Source organism: Rhodococcus sp. 5G237, from assembly GCF_053764735.1.
Genome location: NZ_JBSNCD010000007.1, coordinates 18,340 through 41,902, shown reverse-complemented (window position 1 = coordinate 41,902; position 23,563 = coordinate 18,340). Strand labels below are relative to the sequence as shown.

Here is a 23,563-nt window from a genome sequence, read left to right as displayed (position 1 = left end):
CCTCCAATGTCTTACAGGTCACTATCTTAGCGCTAAGATATTTAGGTGTACAGAGGCGATTCCGGCCGGGTGGCCGGGGATCAGTCCGCCCAGGCGTCGGGGCCGTCGTCGAGACCGAAATACACGCTCTTGCATCGCGAATAGGCGGCGATGCCGTCGCGGCCCTTCTCGACACCGAGACCGCTCTCCTTCACCCCACCGAAGGGGGTGGAGATGCTGAACCGCTTGTAGGTGTTGATCCACACCGTGCCGGCGTCGAGGCGCCGCGCGAGCCGCCACGCACGGCGGTAGTCGCGGGTCCAGATCCCGGCGGCCAGGCCGAACACCGAATCGTTGGCCTGCGCGACGAGATCGTCCACACCGTCGAACGGCAGGGCCACGAGCACCGGGCCGAAGATCTCCTCGCGGCACACGCGGGCGTCGTTGTTCAACCCGTCGACGATCGTCGGGAGATAGTAGGCGCCGTCCGCGAGGGTAGGATCGTCGGGAGCCGCTCCCCCGCACAGGACGCGTCCACCTTCACCGCGGGCCAGGTCGACATACGAGGCGACCGAATCGCGGTGGGCGTGGTGCACGAGCGGGCCGACCTGGGTGCGCGGATCGCGCCCGTTGCCGATGCGCAGGGCGCGGGTGCGGTCGACGAGCCGCGCGACGAACGGTTCGTACAGGGACCGATCGACGAACAGCCGCGACCCGGCGATGCAGCTCTGTCCGCTCGACGAGAAGATCCCGTACATCACGCCCGCGACGGCCTGGTCGATGTCGGCGTCGTCGAGCACGATCGTCGGCGACTTGCCACCGAGTTCGAGGGAGACGGGCATGAGCTTATCGGCCGCGGCGTGGGCGATCGTGCGTCCGGTGCGGGTGCCGCCGGTGAAGGTGACCTTGCCGATGCCCGGGTGCTGCACGATCGCATCGCCGACGATCGAGCCCTTGCCCGGCAGCACCGACAGCAATCCTGGGGGCAGACCGCTGTCGTCGATGATCCGTCCCAGCGCAAGCGATACGAGTGGTGTCCATTCGGCCGGCTTGAGGACGACGGCGTTGCCGGCGGCAAGAGCGGGTGCGATCTTTTGGGCGTCGCTCGCGACGGGCGAGTTCCACGGGGCGATCGCCCCGATCACACCGATCGGTTCGTGCACGCTCATCGACAGGTAGTTGCCGCGCGGCACGGTCAGGTCGTCGTCGCCGGATTCGAGGACGGCCGCGAAGTACCGGAAGGTTCCCGCCGCACTGCCGACGAGGGCGGTGGTCTCGGCGAGCGTCTTGCCGGTGTTGTAGCTCTGCAGCAGTGCCAGTCGCGCGGAGTCCTCTTCGATGCCGTCGGCGATGCGGTGCAGGTAGCGGGCGCGCTGGTGCGGAAGCAGTCCGCGCCAGGCCGGATCCTCGGAGGCGACCTTCCCGGCCGCGACGGCGTCGTCGACGTCGCCGGCGACGGCCTGGTGCACGGTCTGCAGGACGCGTCCGGTGGCGGGGTCGGTGACCTCGAATGCCGGGCCGGTGGCGCGGCGCCAGGTACCGGCGACGAGCATCTCGTCGGGGACGGGCACGAAGTCGAGATCGGTGTCCGTGAGGGCGGGGTGGAGTGCGGTGGTCACTGGGAGATCTCCTCGAGGGTCTTCTCACGGGTTTCGGTCGCGAACAGGCCCACGACGATCGCGCCGACGAGAGCGACGAGTCCGAACAGCCCGAAGACCAGGGTCAGGGTGCCGCCGGCGTCGAGGATGCCGCCCAGGACGAGCGGGCCGACGATGATGCCGAGGCGGCCGGCGGCGCCGCCGATCGCGCAACCGATAGCGCGCATCCGGGTCGGGTACAGCTCGGCGGTGTAGACGTACAGGGCCATGTTCACGGCGAAGACGAACAGTGCCGCGCCGGCCGACCACAGCAGCACCGTCACGGCCGAACCGGTGCCGGTACCGGCGAGCAGGAACAGCAGCGCCGCGCACAGAACCATCGACGACGTGATGCAGATGCGACGGCCGAGATTGTCGATGAGGAACGCGACGGCCAGGCAGCCGACGAGACCGGCGACGGTCGTGAAGATCGAGTAGTGCAGCGCGGTGTCGACGCTGACCTCGAAGACGGTGCGGTAGAGGGTGGGCAGCCAGGAGGCGATGCCGTAATTGACGAAGTAGGCGCTGCCCCAGATCGCGGCGAGCATGAGGGTGCGGCGCAGGTACACACCTTGGAACGCCTCGATGAAGCGGCCGCGGGAGGTGTCGACGGCGACGGCGGAGACGATCGGGCGGGGTTCGGGCAGTTCACCGTGGCGACCGGAGATCTCGGTCTCGATCCGGCGCATCGCGGCGTCGGCATCGTCGAGGCGTCCGCGCGCGGCGAGCCAGCGGGGCGACTCGGGCAGCCGGAACAGGGCCGGCAGCAGCAGGATCGGGATGGCGCCGAGGGCGAAGAGGATCTGGTAGCCGAAGCGCGGGACCACCCAGGCGGAGACGATCGCGGAGGCCACGAGGCCGACGGGGAAGATCACCTCGTAGAGCAGCACGAAGCGTCCGCGCTTGTGGGCCTTGGTGATCTCGCCGATATAGGTGGCGGCGACGGGGACTTCGGCGCCGAGTCCGATGCCCTGGACGAAGCGGAAGACCAGGAAGAGCATCAGCGAGTCGGTGAACGCCATGCCCAGGCTCATCACCGCATAGAGCGCGAGCGAGGCGATGATGACGTTGAGGCGGCCCATGCGGTCGGCGAGCCAGCCGCCACCGAGTGCGCCGACGAGCATGCCGATGCCGCCGATGGCGATCACCCACGCGACGGAGGCGGGGGTGAGATTCCATTTGGGGATCAGGACGGGGAGGGAGTACGCGATCATCAGCTGGTCGAAGCCGTCGAAGAAGGTCACGGCGCCGACGGCGACCCGCGCCTTGATGTGCCACCGGCTCATCGGCAGCCGTTCGAGGCGTGCACTGATCATTTCCGCACTACTGGACATGGTGGTCGATACCGGTGTCATGGGGTCCTCGGTTTCGTGTTCCAGTTACTTAAGCCCTAAATGGCTTACCGCTAAGATGTAACCTGCAGCACTCGACATCCGTCAACCGTTGACTTTCCGTCCCGCATGACCTATGCGGGCACAGGCACCGTCGGGTCACCTCCTCCGTTCGAGCGTCGGGCCCTTCGAGGGTGCCTTCCACCTTGGCACGCCCGCACTACCCGCAGGGCAGATACCAGGGCGCGGCAGCGGTCAGTTCACATGGGCGCGCAGCACATCCACCACCCGCCGGACCGCCGGTGCCGGGTTGTCGCAGCGCCACGCGAGCGCGATCGGCAGCACCGGACTGTTCCGCAGCGGGACGTATCGCACGCCCGTCACGGTGATGTCGGTGGTCGACGCGACGACGACCGCTACCCCCACCCCGGCTCCGACGAGGGCCAGCAGGCTGTAGGGATCCGGCGCCTCCCGGGCGATCACCGGGGTGAATCCGGCGGAGTGACACACCGTGAAGGTCATCTCCCGCACGCTCGACCCGTGGGCGGCGGGATACACGACGAACCGCTCGCCGATCAGATCGGCGGCATCGAGTTCCTCCCGCGTTGCCAGCCGATGGTCGGCCGGCAGCGCGACCATGAGCGATTCCTGCCGCACCGTCACCAGTGAGGCGATGGAGATCCGGTGTGGCAGCGGCTACATCGAGGACCGCGTGTTCGCCCGCCTCGTCCGCGACTCGCATCTCGGATCGCTCTGGGAGGGTTCGAGCAACGTCATCGCGCTCGACGTGCTGCGGTCCATGCGCAAGAGCGGCGCACACCGGGTCCTCGCCGACGCGCAGCGCACACTGCTCGACGTGGCGCATCCGGAATGCGCCCCGGTCGTCGCGGCACTGCGGGAACGGTGGGACGTGCTCGAGGCGCGCGGCGAAGACCTGCTCGCCGGCGACGACACGCACGCGCAGACCCGCTGCGCCGCCTACACCGACGATCTCGCGCGGACGGTGATGGCCACCCTGCTCGTGGACCTGGCGTCGCACCGCATCGAACACGGTTTCGGCCACCGGTCGTTGCTCGTCGCCCACGCCTACCTGAACAGCCTGGCCGTTGAGCCGAACGCCGTCGCTCTCGACCACCTCGCCGCGATCGCCGACAGCACCGACGTCGACCCGTCCGTCGCCGCCGAGGCGGCACCGACGGCACTGACAGGAGTTCACTTATGAGCACGAATCCCACCGGTCCGGCCCCGCTCGCCGGCGTCAAGGTCCCCGACCTGTCGAAGATCCTCGCCGGACCGTACGCGACCATGTCGTTCGCCGACCTCGGCGCCGATGTCACCAAGGTCGAGCACCCCGACGGTGGCGACCCTGCAGAAGACCTTCGACTACCGCGCCCTGTCCGAGCAGTATCCGCACCTGATCGTGCTGCACATCTCGGCCTTCGGTGACGAGGGTCCGCTGACCGACCAGCCCGGCTACGACATGGTCGCCCAGGCATCCGGTGGTCTGATGTCAGTGACCGGGAACCGAACGGCGCGCCGATGAAGGCCGGGTACGCGATTGGCGATCTCGGTGCGGCATTGTTCGGGGTGATCGGGTGCTCGCCGCGCTGGTCGAACGCGCTCGCACCGGTCGCGGCCAGTACGTCACCACGTCGTTGTTCGAATGCCGGCTGGCGATGCACGTCAACTGGGCCACGAACTATTTGCCACCCGGGAGCGCCCGCACGCTCTGGGCTCCGCGCACCCCAATCTCGCGCTTTACCAGTCGTATCCGGCGAGCGACGGTTACTTCGTCGTCGCGGTCGGGAGCGACGGACTGTGGGAGAAGCTGTGCGCGGCACGGGAAAGACCGGAACTTGCGACCGATCCGCGGTTCCTCCGCAATCGTGATCGCATCGAGCATCGCAGCGAACTCGACGAGGTCCTCACCGCGGCGTTCGCGACCGGGACGGTGCAGCACTGGTGCCGCGTCCTGGAGGACCACGGCGTGCCGGTCTCCCCCTCCGGCACCTCGACGAGATCTACAGCGATCCGCACACCGCCGCGATCGGCATGGTCGGCGCCGCCGCTGCTCGGGGAACACACCGACGAGATCCTTGCGGGATATGAGGAGGTCTCCGTTCCGTCCTAGCGACGAACGTCTCGAATATCGCTGACCTGCGGCCGTTTCCGATCGATCGGAAACGACCGCAGCGCTGTGCGGGCCCGAACCGCAGCGGAGACATCTCGGTCCGGGGGTTGTCGCGTTCACTCAGTGCGGCAGCACTTCTGAGGTCGACGCGGCCGGATTTCTCCGCGATACGCGGGAGTAACGTCCGCGAAACAAGAGCCGCGCATGATCGGCATCGATTGCACGACCGCCGACTCGCACGAAAGAACGACATATGCAGCTGACTCCCGCCGACACCGAGAAACTCCTTCTGGCCGTCGCCGGCATGGTGGCGCGCGACCGGCGGGACCGCGGCGTCCGACTGAACTATCCCGAAGCCGTTGCCCTGTTGTCCACCTGGGTGATCGAACGGGCACGCGAAGGCGCCGACGTCGCCGACCTCATGGTGAAGGGCCGCGAGGTCCTCGCCCGCGACGAGGTCATGGACGGTGTCGCCGAGATGTTGACCGACGTGCAGGTCGAGGCCACTTTCCCGGACGGACGCAAGCTCGTCACGATCCACCACCCGATTTCCTGAAAGGAGCTCCGACATGGCATCCGGACCGACTTCGGGACCCGGAGCGATTCGCGTCGCCGAAGGCTCCCTCACCCTCAACGCGGACCGCTCCGACGACGAGCGCATCACCCTCGTCTTCCTCAACACCGGTGACCGTCCCATCCAGATCGGCTCGCATATCCACCTGCCGGACGCGAACGCGGCCCTCGAATTCGACCGCGAACGCGCGCAGGGCTTCCGACTGGACATCCCGTCGGGGACCTCGCAGCGCTTCGAACCCGGCAGCAGCCGCGAGCTGGGTGCCGTCGCCCTGCGCGGGCGACGCGTCGTGCCCGGCATCCAGGTGCGGAATCAGGAGGACTGAGAACGTGGAGATCACACGCGCCGAGTACGCGGCACTGTACGGACCGACGGTCGGCGACCAGATACGCCTGGGCGACACCGACCTGTGGATCCAGATCGAGGAGGACCGCACCTTCGGGGGTGAGGAAGCCGTCTTCGGGGGCGGCAAGTCCATCCGCGAATCGATGGCCCAGGGCGTGACGACCCGGGCCGAGGGTGCTCCCGACACCGTCATCACCAATGTGATCGTGCTGGACTGGTGGGGCATCGTGCGCGCCGACGTGGGCATCCGCGACGGTCGCATCGTCGCCCTCGGCCGCGCCGGCAACCCGGACATCGCCGACGGCGTGCACCCGAAGCTGCAGATCGGCCCGTCCACCGACGTCATCTCCGGTGAAGGTCGCATCCTCACCGCGGGCGCCTTCGACTCGCACGTGCACCTGCTGTCGCCGTCGCAGATCGTTGAGGCGCTTGCCACCGGCATCACCACCATCGCCGGCGGTGGGACCGGTCCGTCCGAGGGATCGAAGGCCACCACCGTCACGCCGGGTCCGTGGCACCTGATGCAGATGCACCGCGCGCTCGACGTGCTGCCGGTGAACGTGCTGCTGCTCGGCAAGGGCAACACCGTCTCTGCGGAGGGGCTGCGCGAGCAGGCCCTCGCCGGTGCCGCCGGGTACAAGGTGCACGAGGACTGGGGCTCCACACCGGCCGCGATCGATGCGGCGTTGCGCGCGGCCGACGATCACGGACTGCAGGTCGCGCTGCATTCGGACTCGCTCAACGAGGCGGGCTTCGTGGAGAGCACCCTCGCCGCGATCGGTGGTCGCTCGATCCACGCCTTCCACGTCGAAGGCGCCGGTGGCGGGCACGCCCCGGACATCCTGAGCATTGCCGGATTGCCGCACATCATCCCGGGCTCGACCAACCCGACGTTGCCGCACACGATCAACACCGTCGACGAGCACCTCGACATGCTGATGGTCTGTCATCACCTCAACCCCGCCGTCCCGGAGGACCTCGCGTTCGCCGAGTCCCGGATCCGGGCCACCACCATCGCGGCCGAGGACATCCTGCACGACATGGGCGCCCTGTCGATCACCTCGTCCGACGCCCAGGCGATGGGCCGCATCGGTGAGGTCATCACCCGCACCTGGCAGGTCGCGCACGTGATGAAGAACCGGCGCGGGGCGCTCGACGGCGGCATGCCCGCCGACAACGAACGGGCTCGTCGCTACGTCGCGAAGTACACGATCAACCCCGCGATCGCGCACGGCGTCGACCACGAACTCGGTTCGATCGAGGAGGGCAAGCTCGCCGACCTCGTGCTGTGGGATCCGAAGTTCTTCGGTATCCGGCCGTCGCTGGTCATCAAGGGCGGATCGATCGCCTGGGCCGCGCTCGGCGACCCCAACGCGTCGATCCCGACTCCGCAGCCGGTGCTGCAGCGACCCGCCTTCGGCGATGCGCTCGCCCCGCACACATCGGTGTCGTTCGTCTCCCCCGCCGCCCTCGACGAGGGCCTGGCAGAACGGCTCGGGTTGCGCCGCAGACTGCTGCCGCTGCGGCCGACCCGGCACATCGGCAAGGCCGACATGAAGCAGAACGACGTGTTGCCGCGCATCGAGATCCGTCCCGACACCTTCGACATCGACATCGACGGCGAGCGGGTCGTTCCGGCGCCGGCCACCGAACTGCCGCTCGCGCAGCTGTATTCGATGTTCTGATGTTGCCCGACACTCTGTCCCCTACCACGGTGCTGCTCCTCCTCGCGGACGGGCGCGCGCCGGTCGGCGGGAACGTCAACTCGGGTGGGCTCGAGCCCGCGCTCCAGGGTGGGATGTCACCGACCGAGGTGCGCCGCTTCCTCGTCGCACGGTTGCGCACCTCGGCGGCGGTCGAGGCCGGTGTCGCCGTGGTGACCCGGCACGCGGTGGACTCCGCCGCCGGAGCGGCCCTGGCGCTACGGATCGACGAGATCGAGGACCACTGGGCGGCGCGCACTCCGGGCCCGGCCCAGCGCGACGCGTCCCGGTTGCTGGCCCGCGGCTATCTGCGACTGGCCCGGAACCTGTGGCCCTCCACCGTTCTCGACGATCTCGACGCCCGGACCCCGCGGCCCTCGCGGGGACTGGTCGTCGGGGCCATCGCGGCGCTCGCGCGCATCCCGGCGATCGACACCGCACGACTGGTGCTGTACGAGGAGGCGCAGGCGATCGTCGCGGCCTTCCTCAAACTGCACCCCACCGACCCGGCCACCGGTTCGCGATGGGCGCTCGAGGCATGCGCTCATCTCGAACCGCTCATCGCCGAGCTATCCGCTCTCACCGATCCGGCGGACATCCCGGCCACCGGTGGTCCCCAGACCGAACTGTGGGCCGAAGCCCACGCATCCGCTCCAGAAAGGCTGTTCCGTGCCTGAACACACCACCACCCGTTCGCTCCGTCTCGGCGTCGCCGGTCCCGTCGGCACGGGCAAGAGTTCGCTGATCGCGACGATCTGCCGCACCCTCGCGTCCGAGCTGCAGCTCGGCGTGATCACCAACGACATCTACACCGACGAGGACGCCCGCTTCCTCCGCTCGGCGGGCGTGCTCGATCCCGAGCGCATCCGCGCGGTGGAGACCGGTGCGTGCCCGCACACCGCGATCCGTGACGACGTGACCATGAACCTGCTGGCCGTCGAGGATCTCGAACGCGACTTCGCGCCGCTCGATGTCGTCCTGGTGGAGAGCGGCGGCGACAACCTCACCGCGACCTTCTCCCCCGCGCTCGTCGACGCGCAGATCTTCGTGCTCGATGTCGCGGGCGGTGGCGACGTCGCCCGCAAGGGCGGTCCCGGCATCAGCCGCGCCGACCTGCTCGTGGTGAACAAGACCGATCTGTCCCCCTATGTGGGTGTCGACGTGCCGCAGATGGTCGCCGACGCCGAGAAGGCCCGCGAGGGCGGACCGGTGTTGGCGCTGTCCCGGACCGACGCCTCATCCGTGCAGGCGCTCGGCGACTGGGTGCGCGAGATGCTGGCAGCCCACCGCGCCGGGTCGCACACCCCGGTCGATCCCGGTCCGATGGCTCCGCACTTCCACGCCGACGAGGACGATCACAATCACGGCCATGGGCACGGCTACGGTCACGGGCACGGGCACGGGCACGGGCACGGGCACGGGCACAGCCACGATCACGCCGTCGCACACACGCACGACTGATCATGTCCCGCACCACGATCCGTGTCGACCGCGCACCGGGCCGGGCACGCCTGACTCTGCGGGCGGGCATGCTCGTCCCCCGCACTGTCGAGGTCGGTCCGGACCACGCGCGGGTCGCCCTCGTCGCTGCCGGCGCGTTGTTGCTCGGTGGTGACGCGGTGACCGTCGACGTCCACGTCGACGTCGGGTGCACACTCGAACTGCAGGACATCGGGGGCACCGTCGCCTACGACGCCGACAACCGGCTGTCCCGGTGGGACGTGCGGATCACCGTCGCCGAGGGCGGCACCCTCGTCTGGGACACCTACCCGTTCGTGATCGCCACCGGCGCCCGCGTGCACCGCGACACCCGGATCGAACTCGCCTCCGACGCCGCCGCGAGCATGCGGGAGACCCTCGTTCTCGGGCGCCACGGAGAAAGCGGGGGTGCGATCCGCAGCCGTACCTCGGTCACTCTCGATCGTCGTCCCCTCTTCGTCGAGGAGTTGTACGCGCACGGCGCGTTCCCCGAGCCCGGGATCCTCGGTTCCGCCCGGGTGCACGACGTCATCGCAACCTACGGGCGACGCGCCGAGGGCGACGGCGTCGTCCAGCTCGAAGGGCCCGGCAGCCTGCTGCGGTTCCTCGGTGCCGACGCCCACTCCTCGCCGCTCGAGTCGACCTGGCGCTCCTGGCGCTCCGCACACGTTCACCCGTCCACCCTCGAAGGGAGTCTCACCCATGCACGTCCCTGACCATTTCCTCCCCATGAGCGCCACCGCGCCCGCCGCGGCGATCGCCACCGGTGCGGTCGTCCTCGCCGCCACCGCCGGGCGGCCGCGCATCACGAGCCGGGACACCCTTCTCGCCGGAACGACCGCAGCGATGATCTTCGGCGCTCAGATGGTCAACTACCCCATTGCCGTCGGCATCAGCGGCCATCTCATCGGCGGCGCTCTCGCGACCGCGCTTCTCGGGCCCCGGCTCGCGCTTCTCGCGATGACCGCCGTCGTCGGTGTGCAGGCATTGCTGTTCGGGGACGGCGGGATCAACGCCCTCGGGGTGAACGTGCTGCTGATGGCGGTGCTGCCCGTCCTCGTCACCGCCGGTGTCCGTACCGGCGCCGAGCGACTGGGCCTCGGGAAGCTGACGCGGACCACCGCCGCCGTCGGCGCCGGTCTGTCCGTGCCGGTGAGTGCCGCGGTTCTCGGCGTCGCGTACTCGGTGACCGCCGGAACCGGCGCCGCAGCAGCGTTCATCGGCGATCTGACGGCGGTCCACCTCGCCATCGGTCTAGGTGAAGCTCTCATCACCGCCGCTGTGCTGAGCGCCGTGATGGCGTTCGCGCCAGGCGTCGCCGCGTGGGACGCACGGTCCTCCGTCACTCCTGTTGCCGTCCGACGTGGTCTCGCCGCGATCGGCGGTCTGGGCGTGGTCAGCGCCTGTGCGCTGGCGCTCGTCGCGTCCGGAAGCCCGGACGGTCTCGAGCACATCGTCGGTGCCTATTCGCTGCCGGTCGGTGACGCCACTTTCGCCGGCCTTCCCGGACTCGCCGACTACGGCACGCTCAGCGGCACCGAATTCCTCGCGGCACTGGTCGGGCTCGCCGCCACCGCGCTGCTCGGCGCCGCCCTCGCCGCGATGGGTCGTCACACGCCGGTCCGTCAGAGCGCGTAACGGTCCTCTCGGAACCCCTTCGAACGGTGCGGTCGCTGATGCGGCCGCACCGTTCGGCGTTTCGCGACCGATACGATCACCGACCGTTGCAGCTCCGTGACCTGGCGTTTCCACCGCCGATCAGGAATCTCGGAATTTCTTTCGATTCGGCGGGAACCTTTCCGCCTCCACGTCCCTCTTACCTGTGTCAGCCACCGAGACACCGAAAAGAGGCACCGACCATGGCTACCAACTTCATCCCCGGCAGCAGCTCCTCGAACGCCGAGCGGGCCGCATCGCAGTCCACCGCCAGCGACCGTGCGGACTCGTCGTACGGCTCGCAGTCTTCCTACGACGGCAACTCCTCCTACGGTTCGTCCTCGGCCGACCAGTCGGGATCGACGAGCTACGAGTCCTACGAGCGGTACGAGCGGTACGACAGCTCCGGCTCCTCGAGCTCGGACTCGTCCTACGGCTCGGCGAGCAACTCGGGCGCGTCGAGCTCCGCCGGATCGGCCTCCTCGGCTTCCGATCGCGCCGCCGCGGAGAACGCCGAGTCCACCTCGAACGTGACCTCCGGCTCCGCCTCCACCGAGCCGGTCGTGCTCGACGAGTACACCCTCGGTGACGGCAGCCGCGTCGCCGACGTCGACGTGGACGGCGACGGTCAGGTCGACCTGTCGCTGGTGGACTACGACGGCGACGGCCGGACCGACGCGCAGATCAGCGACTCCGACGGCGACGGCAACGCCGACCTGATCGAGTTCGACCGCGACGGCGACGGCTACATCGACGCCGCCGCCGGTGACCTCGACGGTGACGGCCGGCTCGATCTGGCCGTCTTCGACGAGGACGGTGACGGCGAGGTCGATGTGGTGGTGGACCTGCACTCCGGTGCGGTGGACTACGACGGCGACGGCATCGCCGACGACTACGTCGACGGCTCGGCTTTCGACAACGGCTCCGAGTCGACCGACGCCGGTTCCGATCTGGTCTGACACCCACTCCGACCGATCCGAGATGAAGGGCAAGCAGGTGATGTCACCGCAGATCCGTGAGCGGATCGATGAACTGATCGCGGCGGCGGACGTCGCAGCGGACGGGAGCGAGCGCGCCGCCGCGACCGCACGACTCGCCGAGCTGGGCGTCGAACGTCTGGCCGTCGAGCCCGGGACACGGTTCGATCCGAGCCGTCACCGCGCAGTGGCGGTGACGCCGGCAGCGGCACCGGCGGAGGAGAACCTGGTCGCCGCGATGATCCGGCCCGGCTGGTGTCACGAGGGGCAGATCCTGCGCTATGTCGAGGTGCGGGTGCAGGTTCCGCCGGCGCGGTGCCCGGCTCCGGGGGCGTCGTGACACCCGCCACCGGGCGACGACCGGTCGCCGCTATAGAGTCCGCGACGGTCATCGCACCGTCCATGCAGGTTTTATGGGTTCGCATTCGAGAGGCACGATCGAGATGAGCTGGGTTCTGGCGGTCGATTTCGGCACGTCCAACACGTCGGCGGCGCACCGGATCGGCCCGGACCGGGTCGAATCACTGCCGCTGACCCACACGTCCAACCTCATGCCGTCCTCGGTGTACGTCGACCACACCGGGGCGATCACCACCGGCGACGTGGCCATCAATCAGGCCACCGTGGATCCGGCCGGCTTCGTCGCCTACCCCAAGACCCACGTGGCCGTCGGGTCGGTGATGGTCCGCGGCCAGGACGTCCCCGTCGCCCACACCATCGCCTCGGTCCTGCGCACCGTCTACAACCAGGCGCTGCCCCGGCACAACAACCGCCCTCCGGCGGAGGTCGTGCTCACCCACCCCGAGGCCTGGTCCCAGCGCGAACTCGACGTGCTGCGGCACGCCGCGTCCCTGGCCGGTCTCGGCGGCAGCGTCTCGCTGATCTCCGAACCCCGCGCCGCCGCGTTCTACTATTCACGTCAGCACGACGCGAAGATCGTCAAGGGCTCGACGATCGCGGTGTTCGACTTCGGCGGCGGCACCCTCGACATCGCCGTACTCACCGCGACGAGCGAATGGACCTTCGAGGTGATCCGGGCCGGCGGCGACAACACCCTCGGCGGCAAGAACCTCGACGCCACCGTCGCCCGCTGGGTCGACGAACGCCTGCGCGACGACGATCCGGATCTGGCGGCGTGGTTGCGCACCCCGGACGGGCTCGATGCCCGTCGCACCCTCGACGATCAGATCCGCCGCGCCAAGGAACTTCTCTCCGAGCATCCCTCGGCGACGATCCGGGTCACCGGCAACGGCGCGGATCTGACCTTCACCATCACCCGCGACGAGTTCGAGCAGCTCATCGAACCGCAGGTCACCCGAGGCGTGCAGCTCGCCGCCCAGGTGCTGCGCGATGCCGGGGTGGACCGGTCGGGTCTGCAGGCGCTGTATCTGACCGGCGGCTCCTCACGGATTCCGTACGTGCATCGGCGGCTGTCCGAACTCGGATCCATCGCCACCCTCGACGACCCGAAGACCGTCGTGGCCAAGGGCGCGGCAGGGTTCGTCGCCGGCGGACGCTCCACCGAACCCGCCGCCGACCTCGACACCGAGGTGCTACGGCCGGACACTCCCCGCCCGGCAGCACCGCGACCCGGCGCTCCCCGTCCGGGTACCCCTGCAGCACAATCGAACCCGGCACCGACAAGCGACATCGAGCGGTCACGACCGTCTCGGCCCCTGCTCATCGCCGGGGCCGCCGTGCTGGCGGTGCTCGTCGCCGCAGGGGCGGTCTTCGGACTCACCCGTGGGGACGCGGACGACGGAGCGACGGCCGGCGCCGCAGCCGCCCCCGCTGTGGCCAAGGACAGGTCGGACACCGGAGCACCGCCCCCGGCGACGTCGGATTCGGTCTATCGCAGCGAGAGCACCGACGAGGTGGTCGAACTGCTGCCGACCAAGTTGCTCACCGGGTCGAGTTCGTGCGAGAAGTCCGGCTTCTCCTCGGAAGGTGCCATGCAGGTGCGGTGCCAGATCAGCCCCAACTCCAACCTCGGCAAGGCGCTGGGCATGGAACCCAGCGACTACGAATCCGTGTCGGCGTACCGGGACGATCAGTACGCACGCTCGAACTTCATCCGGCTCCGCGACGCCAAGAACGACAACACCAGGATCGTCTCGGCGGACGGCACGCGTATCGCCGACTACGACCACCCACCGGGCGGCAACTCGTACTTCACCGTCATCGACAAGTCCACCGGACTCGTCGCGCAGTTCTCGACGACGACGGAGCGCGGCGAAGCACTGCTCACCGAACTCGGTTGGAACGCCTGACCTGCCTTACCTCCCATACCTTCCTCTTCAGGAGTCCTCTTCTCATGCACATCCCTCGAACCGGCCGTCTCGCCCTGGCCCTGGCGGCCGTCACCGTCGTCACCGTAGCCGGCTGCTCGTCCGACAGCGACGCCGCCGCCGTCGACGACACCACGACCGAACAGACCTCTGCCGGTGTAGATCTCGACTCGCTCGATACCGGTGACTACAACACCCAACCGCGCGATTTCGTTGCGCTGGGCATGGCGGCCGAGGATTTCGGTCCGGCGGTGGAAGGCCAGCGACTCGCCGAGTTCGTCGTCCACCCGCACACCGTCGACCCGGCTCTCTCCGTCGGCGGATCGACCAACGGCGTGTTCCTCGGCGGCACGGGCAACATCTTCTCCGGCAGCGAGAACGAGATCCTGAAAGAATTCTCGATCATCAACGCCTTCACCAGCTTCCGGAGCACCGACGACGACAGCCGCGAGTTCGGTGTCAGCGTCTGGCGATTCCCCACCCCCGAGGACGCCGCCGGCGCCGCGCAGGCCCTGTACGAGTACAAGCTCGGGCCCGCGGACGGTCCGTTCGTCACCGGTCCGGAGACCCCGACGACGCTGCCGGAACTGCCCGACACACTGGCCACCACCTACTCCTGGCCGGAACTGGCCACCACCTCCCTGAGCACGCTCACCACACGCGGCATGTTCGTCGTCTACACCTACAGCGGCGACGACAGTGGTGGGACCGAGTGGATCACCGATACCGCGACGCGCGGTGTGCAGCAGCAGATCGCGCTGCTCGACCGGTTCCCGGCCACCCCCACCGACGAGATCGCCTCGCTGCCCATCGATCTGGACAAGGTGATGGCCCGGGCCGTGGGATTCGTCGACAGCGAGTACTCACGTAACTCCGACTCGGCGGTCTACGGACCGGACGGCTGGTTGCACTACGACTCCGCTCCGGCCGACACCGAGGTGGTGTTCGAGCAGACCGGCACCGATCGTGTCGCGAAGGTCAACAGCGTCGTCTATCGCACCGCGGGCCCGGACGAGGCCGAGGTCCTGAAGGACGCGTTCGCTGCACACACGGCCGAGACGTATCCGGACCTGGTCGAGGACCCCTCGCTGACACAAGGTCTTCCGAACACCACCTGTTGGTCGGGCGACGTCGCCGACGGCCGAGCCGCCGCGTGCCTGATGACCTACGGCCGCTACGTGGCCGAACTGTCCGGCTTCCGCTCGATCGGCAACGAGAATCCCGACTCCGACACGCTGCGCACCGTGCCGCAGCGCGTGGCCACTCAGTACGTAAAGTTCGTCCGCGCCGAGGAGATGGGCCTCGGCGAGAACTGACCTCCTCGCGGTCCGGTGACCGTCGGTGCACGACACCTAGGGCGGTCACCGGACCGCTGCGCGACGCGGCCGGGTAGGTTACTCCGCGTACAGATGGGGGTGCCATGCACGAGACGGAGTTGATCGAACGGTGCCGGTCCGGCGACCGGGCCGCGTTCGCCGCACTGGTGGAACCGTCGCGCACCCAGGTGTGGGCGGTATGTGTGCAGACCACCGGCAACCGCCACGACGCCGAGGACGCCCTGCAGGACGCGTTGATCGCCGCCTGGCAGAACCTGGACAAATTCCGGGGCACCTCCCGCTTCGGTTCCTGGCTCTATCGCATCGCGAGTAATGCCGCGCTGGCGATCGTGCGCAAGCGCCGTGAGATCCCCGACGACGAGATCGACCTCGGTCGGGCCTCCACGGTGCCGGGACCGGCCGATCGCGTCGTCGACACCGACGCGGTGCGTCACGCGCTTGCCCAACTCCCGGAACAGTTCCGCGTCGCGGTGGTGCTCCGCGAATACGCCCAGATGAGTTACGCCGAGATCGCCGAGCATCAGAACGTGCCGGTCGCGACGGTCAAGACCCGCATCAACCGGGGGCGAGCACAACTCGTCGAACTGCTCGATCCCACCCGCCTCGATCCCGCCGGTCTCGATCCCTGACCGGTAGATTGGGACGTGGCAGGAACATTCCGGGGCCCACACGACTCCAACCTGAAGACGACGGACAACGGGGGAAGAAGGAAGAGCCCATGACAAGCGATGAGACCGATCCGCTGCCCTCCCTGGGGGAGCTGCTCGGTATCGATGTGCTCGCCGGCCTACCGGAACTGCCCGATCAGGTCTGGGAGCGCGCGCTCGACATCGCCACCGACCCCGGCACTGCCGCGGTCGACATCTCACTGATCCCGGACGACGACGAGATCGACCCCGAGGTGGTCACCGTCGGCTCTCTCGACCTCGATCCTGTCCTCGACTCCGACTCCGACGCCGACCTCGCCAGCGCAGGTGGAACCGATCCCGCCCTCGACGACGACAACAGCGAGCCTTCCTCGGACGACGAGGCCGCCCCGTCCGACTTCACCGACAGCGTCGACGAGCCCGATCTCAACGCGTAGACGCGTAACACGCAGGCCGGGTCAGTAACCGCGGGCGATCACCGTATAGACGTGCGTAAGCGCTGTCAGGGCCGTGTCCTCCGCCGCAGACCGCGTCGACACGCTCTGTGCCTGCACCGCGACAAGCTTCTGTTGCGCCATCGCTCGGATCTGCTCGGGTGACGCCGTCGGCTCCAGCCTCAGGGCCTCGGCGATCGTGACCCCGCGCAGCACCTGGACCAGTTCGTCGACCACCGGCGCGCTCGGGTCGGCCTGCAGCAGAGATCGTAACGCCCGCAACAACTCCACCGGCACCAACGCCGGATCCGTGCGCAGCGCCGAGACGATCTGCCGGATGGCGTCGCGCGCCGGATGCGAATAGACGAGGGCGTCGAGTTCGGCGAGGATCCGGCCGGCGCGATGCAACACCGCGAACCGGCGCAGCGACTCTTCGAGCACCGTGCGCAGCGGATGGATGCCGGACACCCCGGACAGCCACTGGTTGACCTGGTGCGCCCCACCCGTTGCCTGCGCGCGGGCGTGCACGAGCCCGTACTCCCCGATCAGCTCCAGCAGGCGCCACACCTGTTCGCGCGGCACCGGCAGCGCGGCGGGATCGGCGTCGAGCAGATCGAACAACTCCAGCGGCGCCAGCGGGGCGAGCGCCGCGAGTGCGCGGGCGTCGGCGTCGGTGAACGCACCGGTATGGGAGGTCTGCGCGAGCAACCCGGCGACCGGCACCACCGTGCCGACTTGTCCCGCCAACCGCCGCGCGAGCACGTTCGCGTGTTCGGCGGCGTGTCCGAGCGGATCGCGGTTGCCGAGCACCCCGCGCCCGAAACCGTCTGCGCGCGAAAGCACTCCGAGTGTGTTCAGCGGCGTGAAGCCGAGGCGCTGCAGGAATTCGACCTCGTCGGTGCGCGGCATCGAGTCGAACAGGAACGCCGCCGCGTCGGCGTCGACGGACGCCGAGCGGGTCTGCTCGAATCCGTCGATCAGGGCGCGCTCAGTCGCGGCGGCGTTGGTGACGGTCAGCGTCGCCAGGCCGGGGGTGTCGACGAGTGTGATGGTACTCAGCGCGTGCGAGGGCAGATACCGGTGCACGTACGCGACCTGTGCCGGCGGTACCCCGACGTCGACCGTGGTCCCGAGGGCCAGCGGCACGGGCCGGCGTGTGCCGTCGGTGAGCACGACGTCGGCGCGGGAGGGGGCGCCGTTCTCGTAGACGGTGACGACATTGGTGGCCTCGAGCGCCGCGGTCTCGGCGACCGGCGCACCGATCAGCGCGTTGACCAGGGTGGATTTGCCGGCCTTGAGCCGTCCGACGACGACGATGCGCGGCGGTGACCACAGGATCGCGCCGATGCGGTTGGCGTGCGCAACGAGATCGCCGCCGAGCGCGGCAAGTTGGTGCAGGGACGCGTCGATGCGCTGGTGTACCGGATCCGGTGCTCCGGCCTGCAGTGGGGAGTGCGGGGCGCTCATGCGGCACCTCCCGTGAGAGCCGTCTCGATCGGGGTGATGCGGGCGCGTGTGATGCGCAGGTTCTTCTCCAGTCGTTCGGTGTTCGCGGAGCGCGTCGCGGCGTCCGCCTGCGCGGCGCGCTTGGCCTCGTCGATGCGCTTCTGCAACTCGGTGATCCGGTCCTGCAGGTGCTTGCGGCGGCGCAGCACGATCTCCGGGCGGGTGGTGGCCATCGCGGCCTCGAGCATGCGGGTGGTGACGGTCCGCACGGTCGCGAGGGTCTCGCGCAGCCAGGTCGACAGGTTCGTCTTGCCGGTGCGCATCGCCTTGAACCCGAGATTGATCGCCACCCACGCGACGCCGGCGATGGCACCGGCCCCGATCACCGCGCCGAGCATGGTGGTGCCGATCATGCCCATCGTCAGCACGCTCGGATCCAGCAGCCCTTGGCGTTTCGAGCCCACTTCCCCGGTCACCAATGGATCGGTCTGCAGCGCCTCGAGGGTGATCTCGCGGATGTGCTCCCACTGCTGCGGGTCGTCGAACAGGTCGGTGACGATCTTCTCGAGGTCGTCGAGGAAGACCTGCGCGGTGGTGGCCATCGCGTCGAGCAGGTCGGCCTGGATCTGGGCGGTGAACACCTGCGGGGAGCGCCGCAGCACCTGCATCGACGACTTGTTGATGCGCGTCGTCCAGTCCTCGCGCACGCGGGCGAGCTCCTCGTCGAGGCGGGTGATCGCCCGTTGCCGCGCGAGAGTGAGGTCGCGCTGCAGATGCTGTTCCCACTGCTGCGCCTCGTCCTTGAGACCCTCGAGCCGTTCCATCTCGGCGGTCAGGTCCGGGATCGCGGATTCGCCGTCGCGCACGACGGAGAGTTCGTCGCTGATTCCGGTTTCGATGCGGCGCAACCCGTCGAGGGCGACGCGCAGCGCGTCGGCTTCGGGGCGGTGCCGTGCGGCGGCGACCCGCTCGTCGAGCATGCCCCACAGCTCGGGGATCCCGGAGCAGGCGAGGCTGCGCTCGCGCACCGGGGAGGGTGGTAGGGCGGTCGCGGCCAGGGCACGCACACTCGAGACGGCGACGACGGGGATGTCGCGGCCGACGTGTTCCGCGACGGCGCGGCGGTTCTCCGCGACGATCTGTTCCCAGCGGGTGAGGTTCTTGTCGGTCTTGGTGACCACCACCAGCACGTTCTCCACCCCGGCGGCGCTCTCGCGCAGGAACCGCATCTCCGGTTCGGTCAACGGGGTCGACGCATCGCACACCAGCACGAGCACGGCGGCCCGATCGGCGGAGCGGGCGGCCATCGCGGCATGCCGGGGGTCGAGGCCGCCGATGCCGGGAGTGTCGACGACCGACGCGTTCGCGAGCTTCTCGGACGCGATCGGCACGAGCGCCGCGACCGGCAGCACCTCGACGGTCGGGTCCTGGACGTAGCGGCCGCCGGTGGTGATCCACTCCCCCAGCTCGGCGCGGTCGATGCGGCGGCGCCCGTCGGGGAACACCAATTCGGCGGTGCCCTCCCGGAAATCGTCGGTGGCGGTGACGAAACGGGTTGCGACAGCGGTCGAGCGCTCGACGTCGTCGAGAGCGGCGCCGTCGCGGCCGATGAGCGCACTGACCAGCAGACTCTTGCCGCGCTTGATCTCCCCCACCACCACGATCGACGTCGGCCGGCCGGTGTCGGCGAGTTTGCGTTCGGCGCGGTCGGCGACCTCGTCGTGCTTGTAGGCGCGCAGCACCTTGCACGCGCCGTCGATCAGGTCGGCCACAGACGGATCAGGAGACACGCGACGACACTACATACCGGCCGGTACGGGACCGTGCTCCACTCCGGCGTTCGCATTCGTGGCCGCGTCCACGATGATTTCCGGCTCCTGCCCCGGTCAACATTCGTGAACGGATCCGTCCGACTCCGGGAGACGTCATGACCCAGCAGACCACCCGCGCCCTTCCTCCGATCGTCGACGAGCAGACATGGCGGTCGGCGCTCGACGACCTACGGCGACGGGAGAAGGCCGCCACTCGCGAACTCGACGCCATCGCAGCGCAGCGCCGCCGGCTGCCGATGATCGAACTGCCCGACCACACGCTGATCGGCGCCGACGGCCCGATCCGGCTCGTCGATGTGTTCCAGGGCCGCTCGCAGCTCATCACCTATCACCACATGTGGTCCGACGGTGCCGAATGGCAGTGCGGCGGATGCACGAGTCTCACGACACAGTGGACCCGGCTCGGCATCCTCGACAACTACGACGCCCGCATGGTCATCGTCACCAACGGGCCGATCGACGAAGCCCTTGACTACAAGGCGAAGGTGGGCAACACGATGGAGTGGTACTCGTCGTCGGAGAGTTCGTTCGGCGCCGACGTCGACGCACCTCCCGGCGGAGGGTTCGCGGTCAACGTGTTCCTGCGCGACGGCGATAAGGTCTACCGCACCTGGCACACCACCGGTCGCGGCACCGAACAGCTCAGCTACACCTTCGCCCTGATCGACCTTCTTCCGTGGGGTCGTCAGGAGGAATGGCAGGATTCGCCCGAGGGCTGGCCGCAGTCGCCGACCTATTCGGGGTGGCTCGATTCCCCCGATGTGGCGCGGCTCTACGGTCCCGGCACCGGCGCGCAGTGAGGGCCGGGTGACATGGCGGACTCGACACCCTCGCGCAGCGGACATCTGCCCATCAACGGTCTGAGCCTGTAATTCGAGGTGCACGGCGAACTCGACGGGTCCGCTCCGCTGCCCCTGCTGTTGATTCCCGGCGCGTTCATGAGCACCGAGTCGATGCCGTCCTGGGTGACCGCCTTCGCCCGACGACGCCCGGTGATCGTCTTCGATCAGCAGGGGCACGGTCACACCCCGGACACCGATCGTCCGATGTCCTACGAACAGTTCGGCGACGATGCGGCGGAGTTGCTGCGGGCTCTCGAGGTCGAGCGCGCGGACGTGATGGGTTATTCGCAGGGCGGCGGGGTGGCGTTGCAGTTGGTGCTCCGGCATCCGGACCTCGTCGGAAAGCTCGTCACACTGTCGGCCACCTACCGGCAGGACGGTTGGTACCCGTCGATGCTCGAGGGCATCGAACATCTCGATGTCGAGGTGTTCGCCGGTACCTCCGTCGAGAAGGCGTTCACGCAGCACACGCCCGACCCCGCGGCGTTCACCACCTACGTCGACAAGATGAAGGTCCTCAACATCGAGGACCAGCAGATCACCGACGAACAGATGCGGTCGATCACCGCGAACGCGATGGTGATCGTCGGCGACGCGGACGGCGTGAAACCGGAACATGCGGTGACGATGTTCCGGTTGCTCGGTGGTGGGGACGAGGAAGCAGCGACGACGGGGATGCTGCAGAAGGTTCCCCGGGCACGCCTCGTGATCCTCCCGGCGATGTCACACCTCGGCATCTCCGGAGAGGCGGACGTGCTGGTGCCAATGGTGACGGCGTTCCTCGACGACGTGCCGCCGGTGACGCCGGAGCTCTTCTGAGCGGCGGCCGGCGGACTTTCAGTCGGCGAGATAGCGGAGCATCACGGCGGTCGTGAACTGTCGTGTCTCGACCAGGCGCAGATCCACGCGCTTCTCGAGGGGCGGGAACATCGGTGTCCCTCCACCGAGCAGGACGGGTGAGACGAACACCTGGTACTCGTCGATGAGACCGTGCGGGATCAGCGACGCGGCGAGGTTCGCCCCACCGACCTCCATGACGCCGTCTCCCTCGGCCTTGAGCCTGCGCACCTCCTCCACCGCGTCGTCGCCGACGAGACGACTGTTCCAGTGGACCTCGGTGAGGGTGCGGGAGAAGACGACCTTCGGCGTGGTCGTCCACAGTTCGGCAAAGTCGCGTTCGATGGGCGAGGCGTCCTCGGGCAGGTGAGGCCAGTACTCGGCCATCAGCTCGTACATCCGCCGGCCGTGCAGCGAAAGCTCGAGCTGACGGAACCGGTCGTTGTGGAACTGGTGCAGTTCGTCGTCGGGGTCGGTCCAGTCGATATTGCCGTCGCGGTCGTTGATGTAGCCGTCGAGGGACACGCCGAAGTCGTAGATCAGTTTTCTCATGCTCCGATAGACCGCCGGCGCACCCCGAACTCATCGGCCCGGTGCGACCGTGCCGGGCTTACGGCTGGAGCAGCACGTCCAGACCACGCTTGAAGTCGTCGATGCGGCGACCGAGGGCGTGGTGACCGCCGTTGACGAGCTCGGACACCCGGACGATTCCTGCGGTATCCGCGACCTCGTTGAGGTTGCGCGACGTCCAGTACCAGGCAGCGGTGGTGAAGGCGTTCTCCGGCGCAGCGAGCAGCTCGGGGTGCGCGACGAAGTCGACGCCGATGTGCTCGCTGACCTTCTCGTAGTTGTGGCGGCCCGTGATCTGGATCGCGCCGCGACCCTTGTAGCGCTCACCGTCGCCGGGATGGGTGTTGCCGAGATCGGCACGCCCCTCGTAGGCGCGACCGGACGCGTACTCCTCGAAGGTGCGGAAGGAGTCCGATTCGACGGCCAGCTGGGCGATGAACGCCGCCTGACGGACCGGGTTGTCGATGCCGCTGCGCGCCATCGCGTCGTTCAGCGGTGCGATGAACTGCTCGACCTTCTCCGCCGGGATGCCCGGCACGATGCGAGCCAGCTCCTCGGGTGTGACGGCGGGGGGCGGCGCGGGAGTCGTCTCGGCGACGAGTTCGACCACCTCGGTCGTCTCTGCGGATTCGGCCTCTTCCTCGTCGTCGGTCACGGTCCAGCCGTCGGCGGCCAGGGCGTCGAAGTCGAGCGCCCGGAGCAGGTCGCGGGGCTCCTGGAAACGGGTCTGGGTGGGGGTGGTGGGTGCGGTGTCGGCGTGGGCGGCGGAGGTGCCGACGCCGAGCGCGGCGGTGAGGACGGCCGCGGTGGCGACCGCGGCACGGAAACGGCGCAATGATGAAACGGACAAGGGTCGTGCTCCAAGATTCGCCGAAGCTGGGTTCGGCCTTCGAACGGGGCCGCGGGCATCACCGGCGGGATCGTTACCACCGCACGGAGGGCCAACACGCGACCATCAGGTCACAACCAGGTAACGTCGCAGGTCGAGAGGTTTTCAAGCGATCGTGGCCGACGCCATCTGAACCGAAGCAAGTGAGCCACGCCATACTCGAAAGTCGATCATTGCGGCCCTCGCATTCGGCCGGCCCAGCGAGAACCTTCCGCAACGGCACCTGGCCGATCCTGTCCCTCGTCCACGGAGGATCGACGTGCTCTCACCGAATTCCCTGCGTAGCAACACCTTCGATGACACGACCGCACGCGCCGAAGGTTCGCCCCACAGATGATCGAATCGAGGCCGCGATGGGTCGCCCCCTCGAGAACAGACCAGTTCGATTCGACCGAGAAGGTGTACACCCCCGAGCCGGGTCGTAATCATTTCGTGTCCGACGACACACCTCGATAACGCGCTGCCGTGAGCAGAAGAGTCCATCCGCCTTCACGGTGCAACGGACCCGAATCGGAAGTACCGACCGGTATGTTCGCGCAGGTCGAAGACCCGACCGTTCGGTCAGGGGCGTCCATGATCAGCGCGCCGAAACGGGGTCGACGCGGCGTGTTGCGGTAGCAAGCCCCGGT

25 protein-coding genes and 1 pseudogene are annotated in these 23,563 nt (G+C 68.6%); 19 read left to right on the top strand and 7 right to left on the bottom strand.

What is annotated here, in order from left to right:
- Positions 1 to 80 precede the first annotated feature (80 nt).
- From ACWPOC_RS17680 to ACWPOC_RS17670, 3 genes are all read right to left on the bottom strand, one after another.
- A complete protein-coding gene (locus ACWPOC_RS17680; protein WP_455409178.1) occupies positions 81 to 1,532 on the bottom strand; it encodes an aldehyde dehydrogenase in 1,452 nt (483 codons plus the stop codon).
- Positions 1,533 to 1,594: 62 nt separating this feature from the next.
- Entirely contained in the window at positions 1,595 to 2,971 is a 1,377-nt protein-coding gene (locus tag ACWPOC_RS17675; RefSeq protein WP_120282635.1) for an MFS transporter, read from the bottom strand.
- Between the two features lie 231 nt (positions 2,972 to 3,202).
- Complete coding sequence (locus tag ACWPOC_RS17670; RefSeq protein ID WP_455409068.1) at positions 3,203 to 3,586, bottom strand: LysR family substrate-binding domain-containing protein; 384 nt, start codon at positions 3,584 to 3,586, stop codon at positions 3,203 to 3,205.
- Between ACWPOC_RS17670 and ACWPOC_RS17665 the strand changes: the two genes are divergently transcribed.
- The 17 genes and pseudogenes from ACWPOC_RS17665 (at position 3,585) to ACWPOC_RS17585 (ending at position 16,521) form a co-directional block, all read left to right on the top strand.
- Positions 3,585 to 4,169: an acyl-CoA dehydrogenase family protein gene (locus tag ACWPOC_RS17665; protein ID WP_455409067.1), complete on the top strand. Its 585-nt coding sequence runs from the start codon at positions 3,585 to 3,587 to the stop codon at positions 4,167 to 4,169. The two genes, ACWPOC_RS17670 and ACWPOC_RS17665, sit on opposite strands and share 2 nt — an antisense overlap.
- On the top strand, positions 4,166 to 4,393 hold the full coding sequence (locus ACWPOC_RS17660; protein ID WP_455409066.1) for a CoA transferase: 228 nt from the start codon (positions 4,166 to 4,168) through the stop codon (positions 4,391 to 4,393). Before ACWPOC_RS17665 ends, ACWPOC_RS17660 begins: the two co-directional genes overlap by 4 nt.
- The gene (locus ACWPOC_RS17655; protein WP_455409065.1) at positions 4,305 to 4,490 is read left to right on the top strand and encodes a CoA transferase; all 186 of its coding nucleotides are present in this window, start codon (positions 4,305 to 4,307) and stop codon (positions 4,488 to 4,490) included. The genes ACWPOC_RS17660 and ACWPOC_RS17655 overlap by 89 nt, the downstream gene beginning before the upstream one ends.
- A 52-nt stretch (positions 4,491 to 4,542) precedes the next feature.
- A pseudogene (locus ACWPOC_RS17650) lies at positions 4,543 to 5,078 on the top strand (CoA transferase).
- Positions 5,079 to 5,331: 253 nt separating this feature from the next.
- Complete coding sequence (locus ACWPOC_RS17645; RefSeq protein ID WP_016692255.1) at positions 5,332 to 5,634, top strand: urease subunit gamma; 303 nt, start codon at positions 5,332 to 5,334, stop codon at positions 5,632 to 5,634.
- Between the two features lie 13 nt (positions 5,635 to 5,647).
- Positions 5,648 to 5,977, top strand: coding sequence for an urease subunit beta (gene ureB, locus ACWPOC_RS17640; RefSeq protein ID WP_455409064.1), 330 nt, complete (start codon positions 5,648 to 5,650; stop codon positions 5,975 to 5,977).
- A 4-nt stretch (positions 5,978 to 5,981) separates the two neighbouring features.
- Positions 5,982 to 7,682 (top strand): urease subunit alpha, encoded by a 1,701-nt coding sequence (locus tag ACWPOC_RS17635; RefSeq protein WP_455409063.1) that lies wholly within the window; start codon positions 5,982 to 5,984, stop codon positions 7,680 to 7,682.
- Positions 7,682 to 8,377 carry an urease accessory protein UreF gene (locus tag ACWPOC_RS17630; RefSeq protein WP_455409062.1) on the top strand — a complete coding sequence of 232 codons (696 nt, stop codon included), beginning with the start codon at positions 7,682 to 7,684 and terminating at the stop codon, positions 8,375 to 8,377. The genes ACWPOC_RS17635 and ACWPOC_RS17630 overlap by 1 nt, the downstream gene beginning before the upstream one ends.
- Positions 8,370 to 9,161, top strand: coding sequence for an urease accessory protein UreG (ureG, locus tag ACWPOC_RS17625; protein WP_455409061.1), 792 nt, complete (start codon positions 8,370 to 8,372; stop codon positions 9,159 to 9,161). Before ACWPOC_RS17630 ends, ureG begins: the two co-directional genes overlap by 8 nt.
- Before the next feature lie 2 nt (positions 9,162 to 9,163).
- Entirely contained in the window at positions 9,164 to 9,895 is a 732-nt protein-coding gene (locus tag ACWPOC_RS17620) for an urease accessory protein UreD (protein WP_455409060.1), read from the top strand.
- The gene (locus tag ACWPOC_RS17615; protein WP_455409059.1) at positions 9,882 to 10,817 is read left to right on the top strand and encodes an energy-coupling factor ABC transporter permease; all 936 of its coding nucleotides are present in this window, start codon (positions 9,882 to 9,884) and stop codon (positions 10,815 to 10,817) included. Before ACWPOC_RS17620 ends, ACWPOC_RS17615 begins: the two co-directional genes overlap by 14 nt.
- Positions 10,818 to 11,038: 221 nt before the next feature.
- Positions 11,039 to 11,794 carry an FG-GAP repeat domain-containing protein gene (locus ACWPOC_RS17610; RefSeq protein WP_455409058.1) on the top strand — a complete coding sequence of 252 codons (756 nt, stop codon included), beginning with the start codon at positions 11,039 to 11,041 and terminating at the stop codon, positions 11,792 to 11,794.
- Between the two features lie 22 nt (positions 11,795 to 11,816).
- Positions 11,817 to 12,152 (top strand): nucleotide exchange factor GrpE, encoded by a 336-nt coding sequence (grpE, locus tag ACWPOC_RS17605; RefSeq protein ID WP_455409057.1) that lies wholly within the window; start codon positions 11,817 to 11,819, stop codon positions 12,150 to 12,152.
- Positions 12,153 to 12,255: 103 nt separating this feature from the next.
- Positions 12,256 to 14,082, top strand: a complete 1,827-nt coding sequence (locus tag ACWPOC_RS17600) for an Hsp70 family protein (RefSeq protein ID WP_455409056.1) — start codon at positions 12,256 to 12,258, stop codon at positions 14,080 to 14,082.
- Positions 14,083 to 14,126: 44 nt separating this feature from the next.
- The gene (locus ACWPOC_RS17595; RefSeq protein ID WP_455409055.1) at positions 14,127 to 15,416 is read left to right on the top strand and encodes a DUF7373 family lipoprotein; all 1,290 of its coding nucleotides are present in this window, start codon (positions 14,127 to 14,129) and stop codon (positions 15,414 to 15,416) included.
- Positions 15,417 to 15,520: 104 nt separating this feature from the next.
- Positions 15,521 to 16,066: an RNA polymerase sigma factor gene (locus tag ACWPOC_RS17590; RefSeq protein WP_455409054.1), complete on the top strand. Its 546-nt coding sequence runs from the start codon at positions 15,521 to 15,523 to the stop codon at positions 16,064 to 16,066.
- An 89-nt stretch (positions 16,067 to 16,155) separates the two neighbouring features.
- On the top strand, positions 16,156 to 16,521 hold the full coding sequence (locus ACWPOC_RS17585; protein ID WP_120282618.1) for a hypothetical protein: 366 nt from the start codon (positions 16,156 to 16,158) through the stop codon (positions 16,519 to 16,521).
- Positions 16,522 to 16,542: 21 nt separating this feature from the next.
- Here ACWPOC_RS17585 and ACWPOC_RS17580 read toward each other — a convergent pair whose 3' ends face one another.
- Together ACWPOC_RS17580 and ACWPOC_RS17575 are read right to left on the bottom strand one after the other, a co-directional pair.
- Positions 16,543 to 17,985, bottom strand: coding sequence for a GTPase (locus tag ACWPOC_RS17580; RefSeq protein ID WP_120282617.1), 1,443 nt, complete (start codon positions 17,983 to 17,985; stop codon positions 16,543 to 16,545).
- Positions 17,982 to 19,754: a dynamin family protein gene (locus ACWPOC_RS17575; protein WP_455409053.1), complete on the bottom strand. Its 1,773-nt coding sequence runs from the start codon at positions 19,752 to 19,754 to the stop codon at positions 17,982 to 17,984. Before ACWPOC_RS17575 ends, ACWPOC_RS17580 begins: the two co-directional genes overlap by 4 nt.
- Positions 19,755 to 19,891: 137 nt before the next feature.
- Between ACWPOC_RS17575 and ACWPOC_RS17570 the strand changes: the two genes are divergently transcribed.
- Complete coding sequence (locus ACWPOC_RS17570; RefSeq protein WP_120282615.1) at positions 19,892 to 20,596, top strand: DUF899 family protein; 705 nt, start codon at positions 19,892 to 19,894, stop codon at positions 20,594 to 20,596.
- 78 nt (positions 20,597 to 20,674) lie between these two features.
- Positions 20,675 to 21,457, top strand: a complete 783-nt coding sequence (locus ACWPOC_RS17565; protein WP_455409052.1) for an alpha/beta fold hydrolase — start codon at positions 20,675 to 20,677, stop codon at positions 21,455 to 21,457.
- Positions 21,458 to 21,475: 18 nt separating this feature from the next.
- On the opposite strand, the gene ACWPOC_RS17560 is transcribed toward ACWPOC_RS17565, so the two are convergent.
- Both ACWPOC_RS17560 and ACWPOC_RS17555 read right to left on the bottom strand, forming a co-directional pair.
- Complete coding sequence (locus tag ACWPOC_RS17560) at positions 21,476 to 22,027, bottom strand: dihydrofolate reductase family protein (protein WP_120282613.1); 552 nt, start codon at positions 22,025 to 22,027, stop codon at positions 21,476 to 21,478.
- 58 nt (positions 22,028 to 22,085) lie between these two features.
- Entirely contained in the window at positions 22,086 to 22,895 is an 810-nt protein-coding gene (locus ACWPOC_RS17555; RefSeq protein WP_225623545.1) for a glycoside hydrolase family 19 protein, read from the bottom strand.
- Between the last annotated feature and the right edge of the window lie 668 nt (positions 22,896 to 23,563).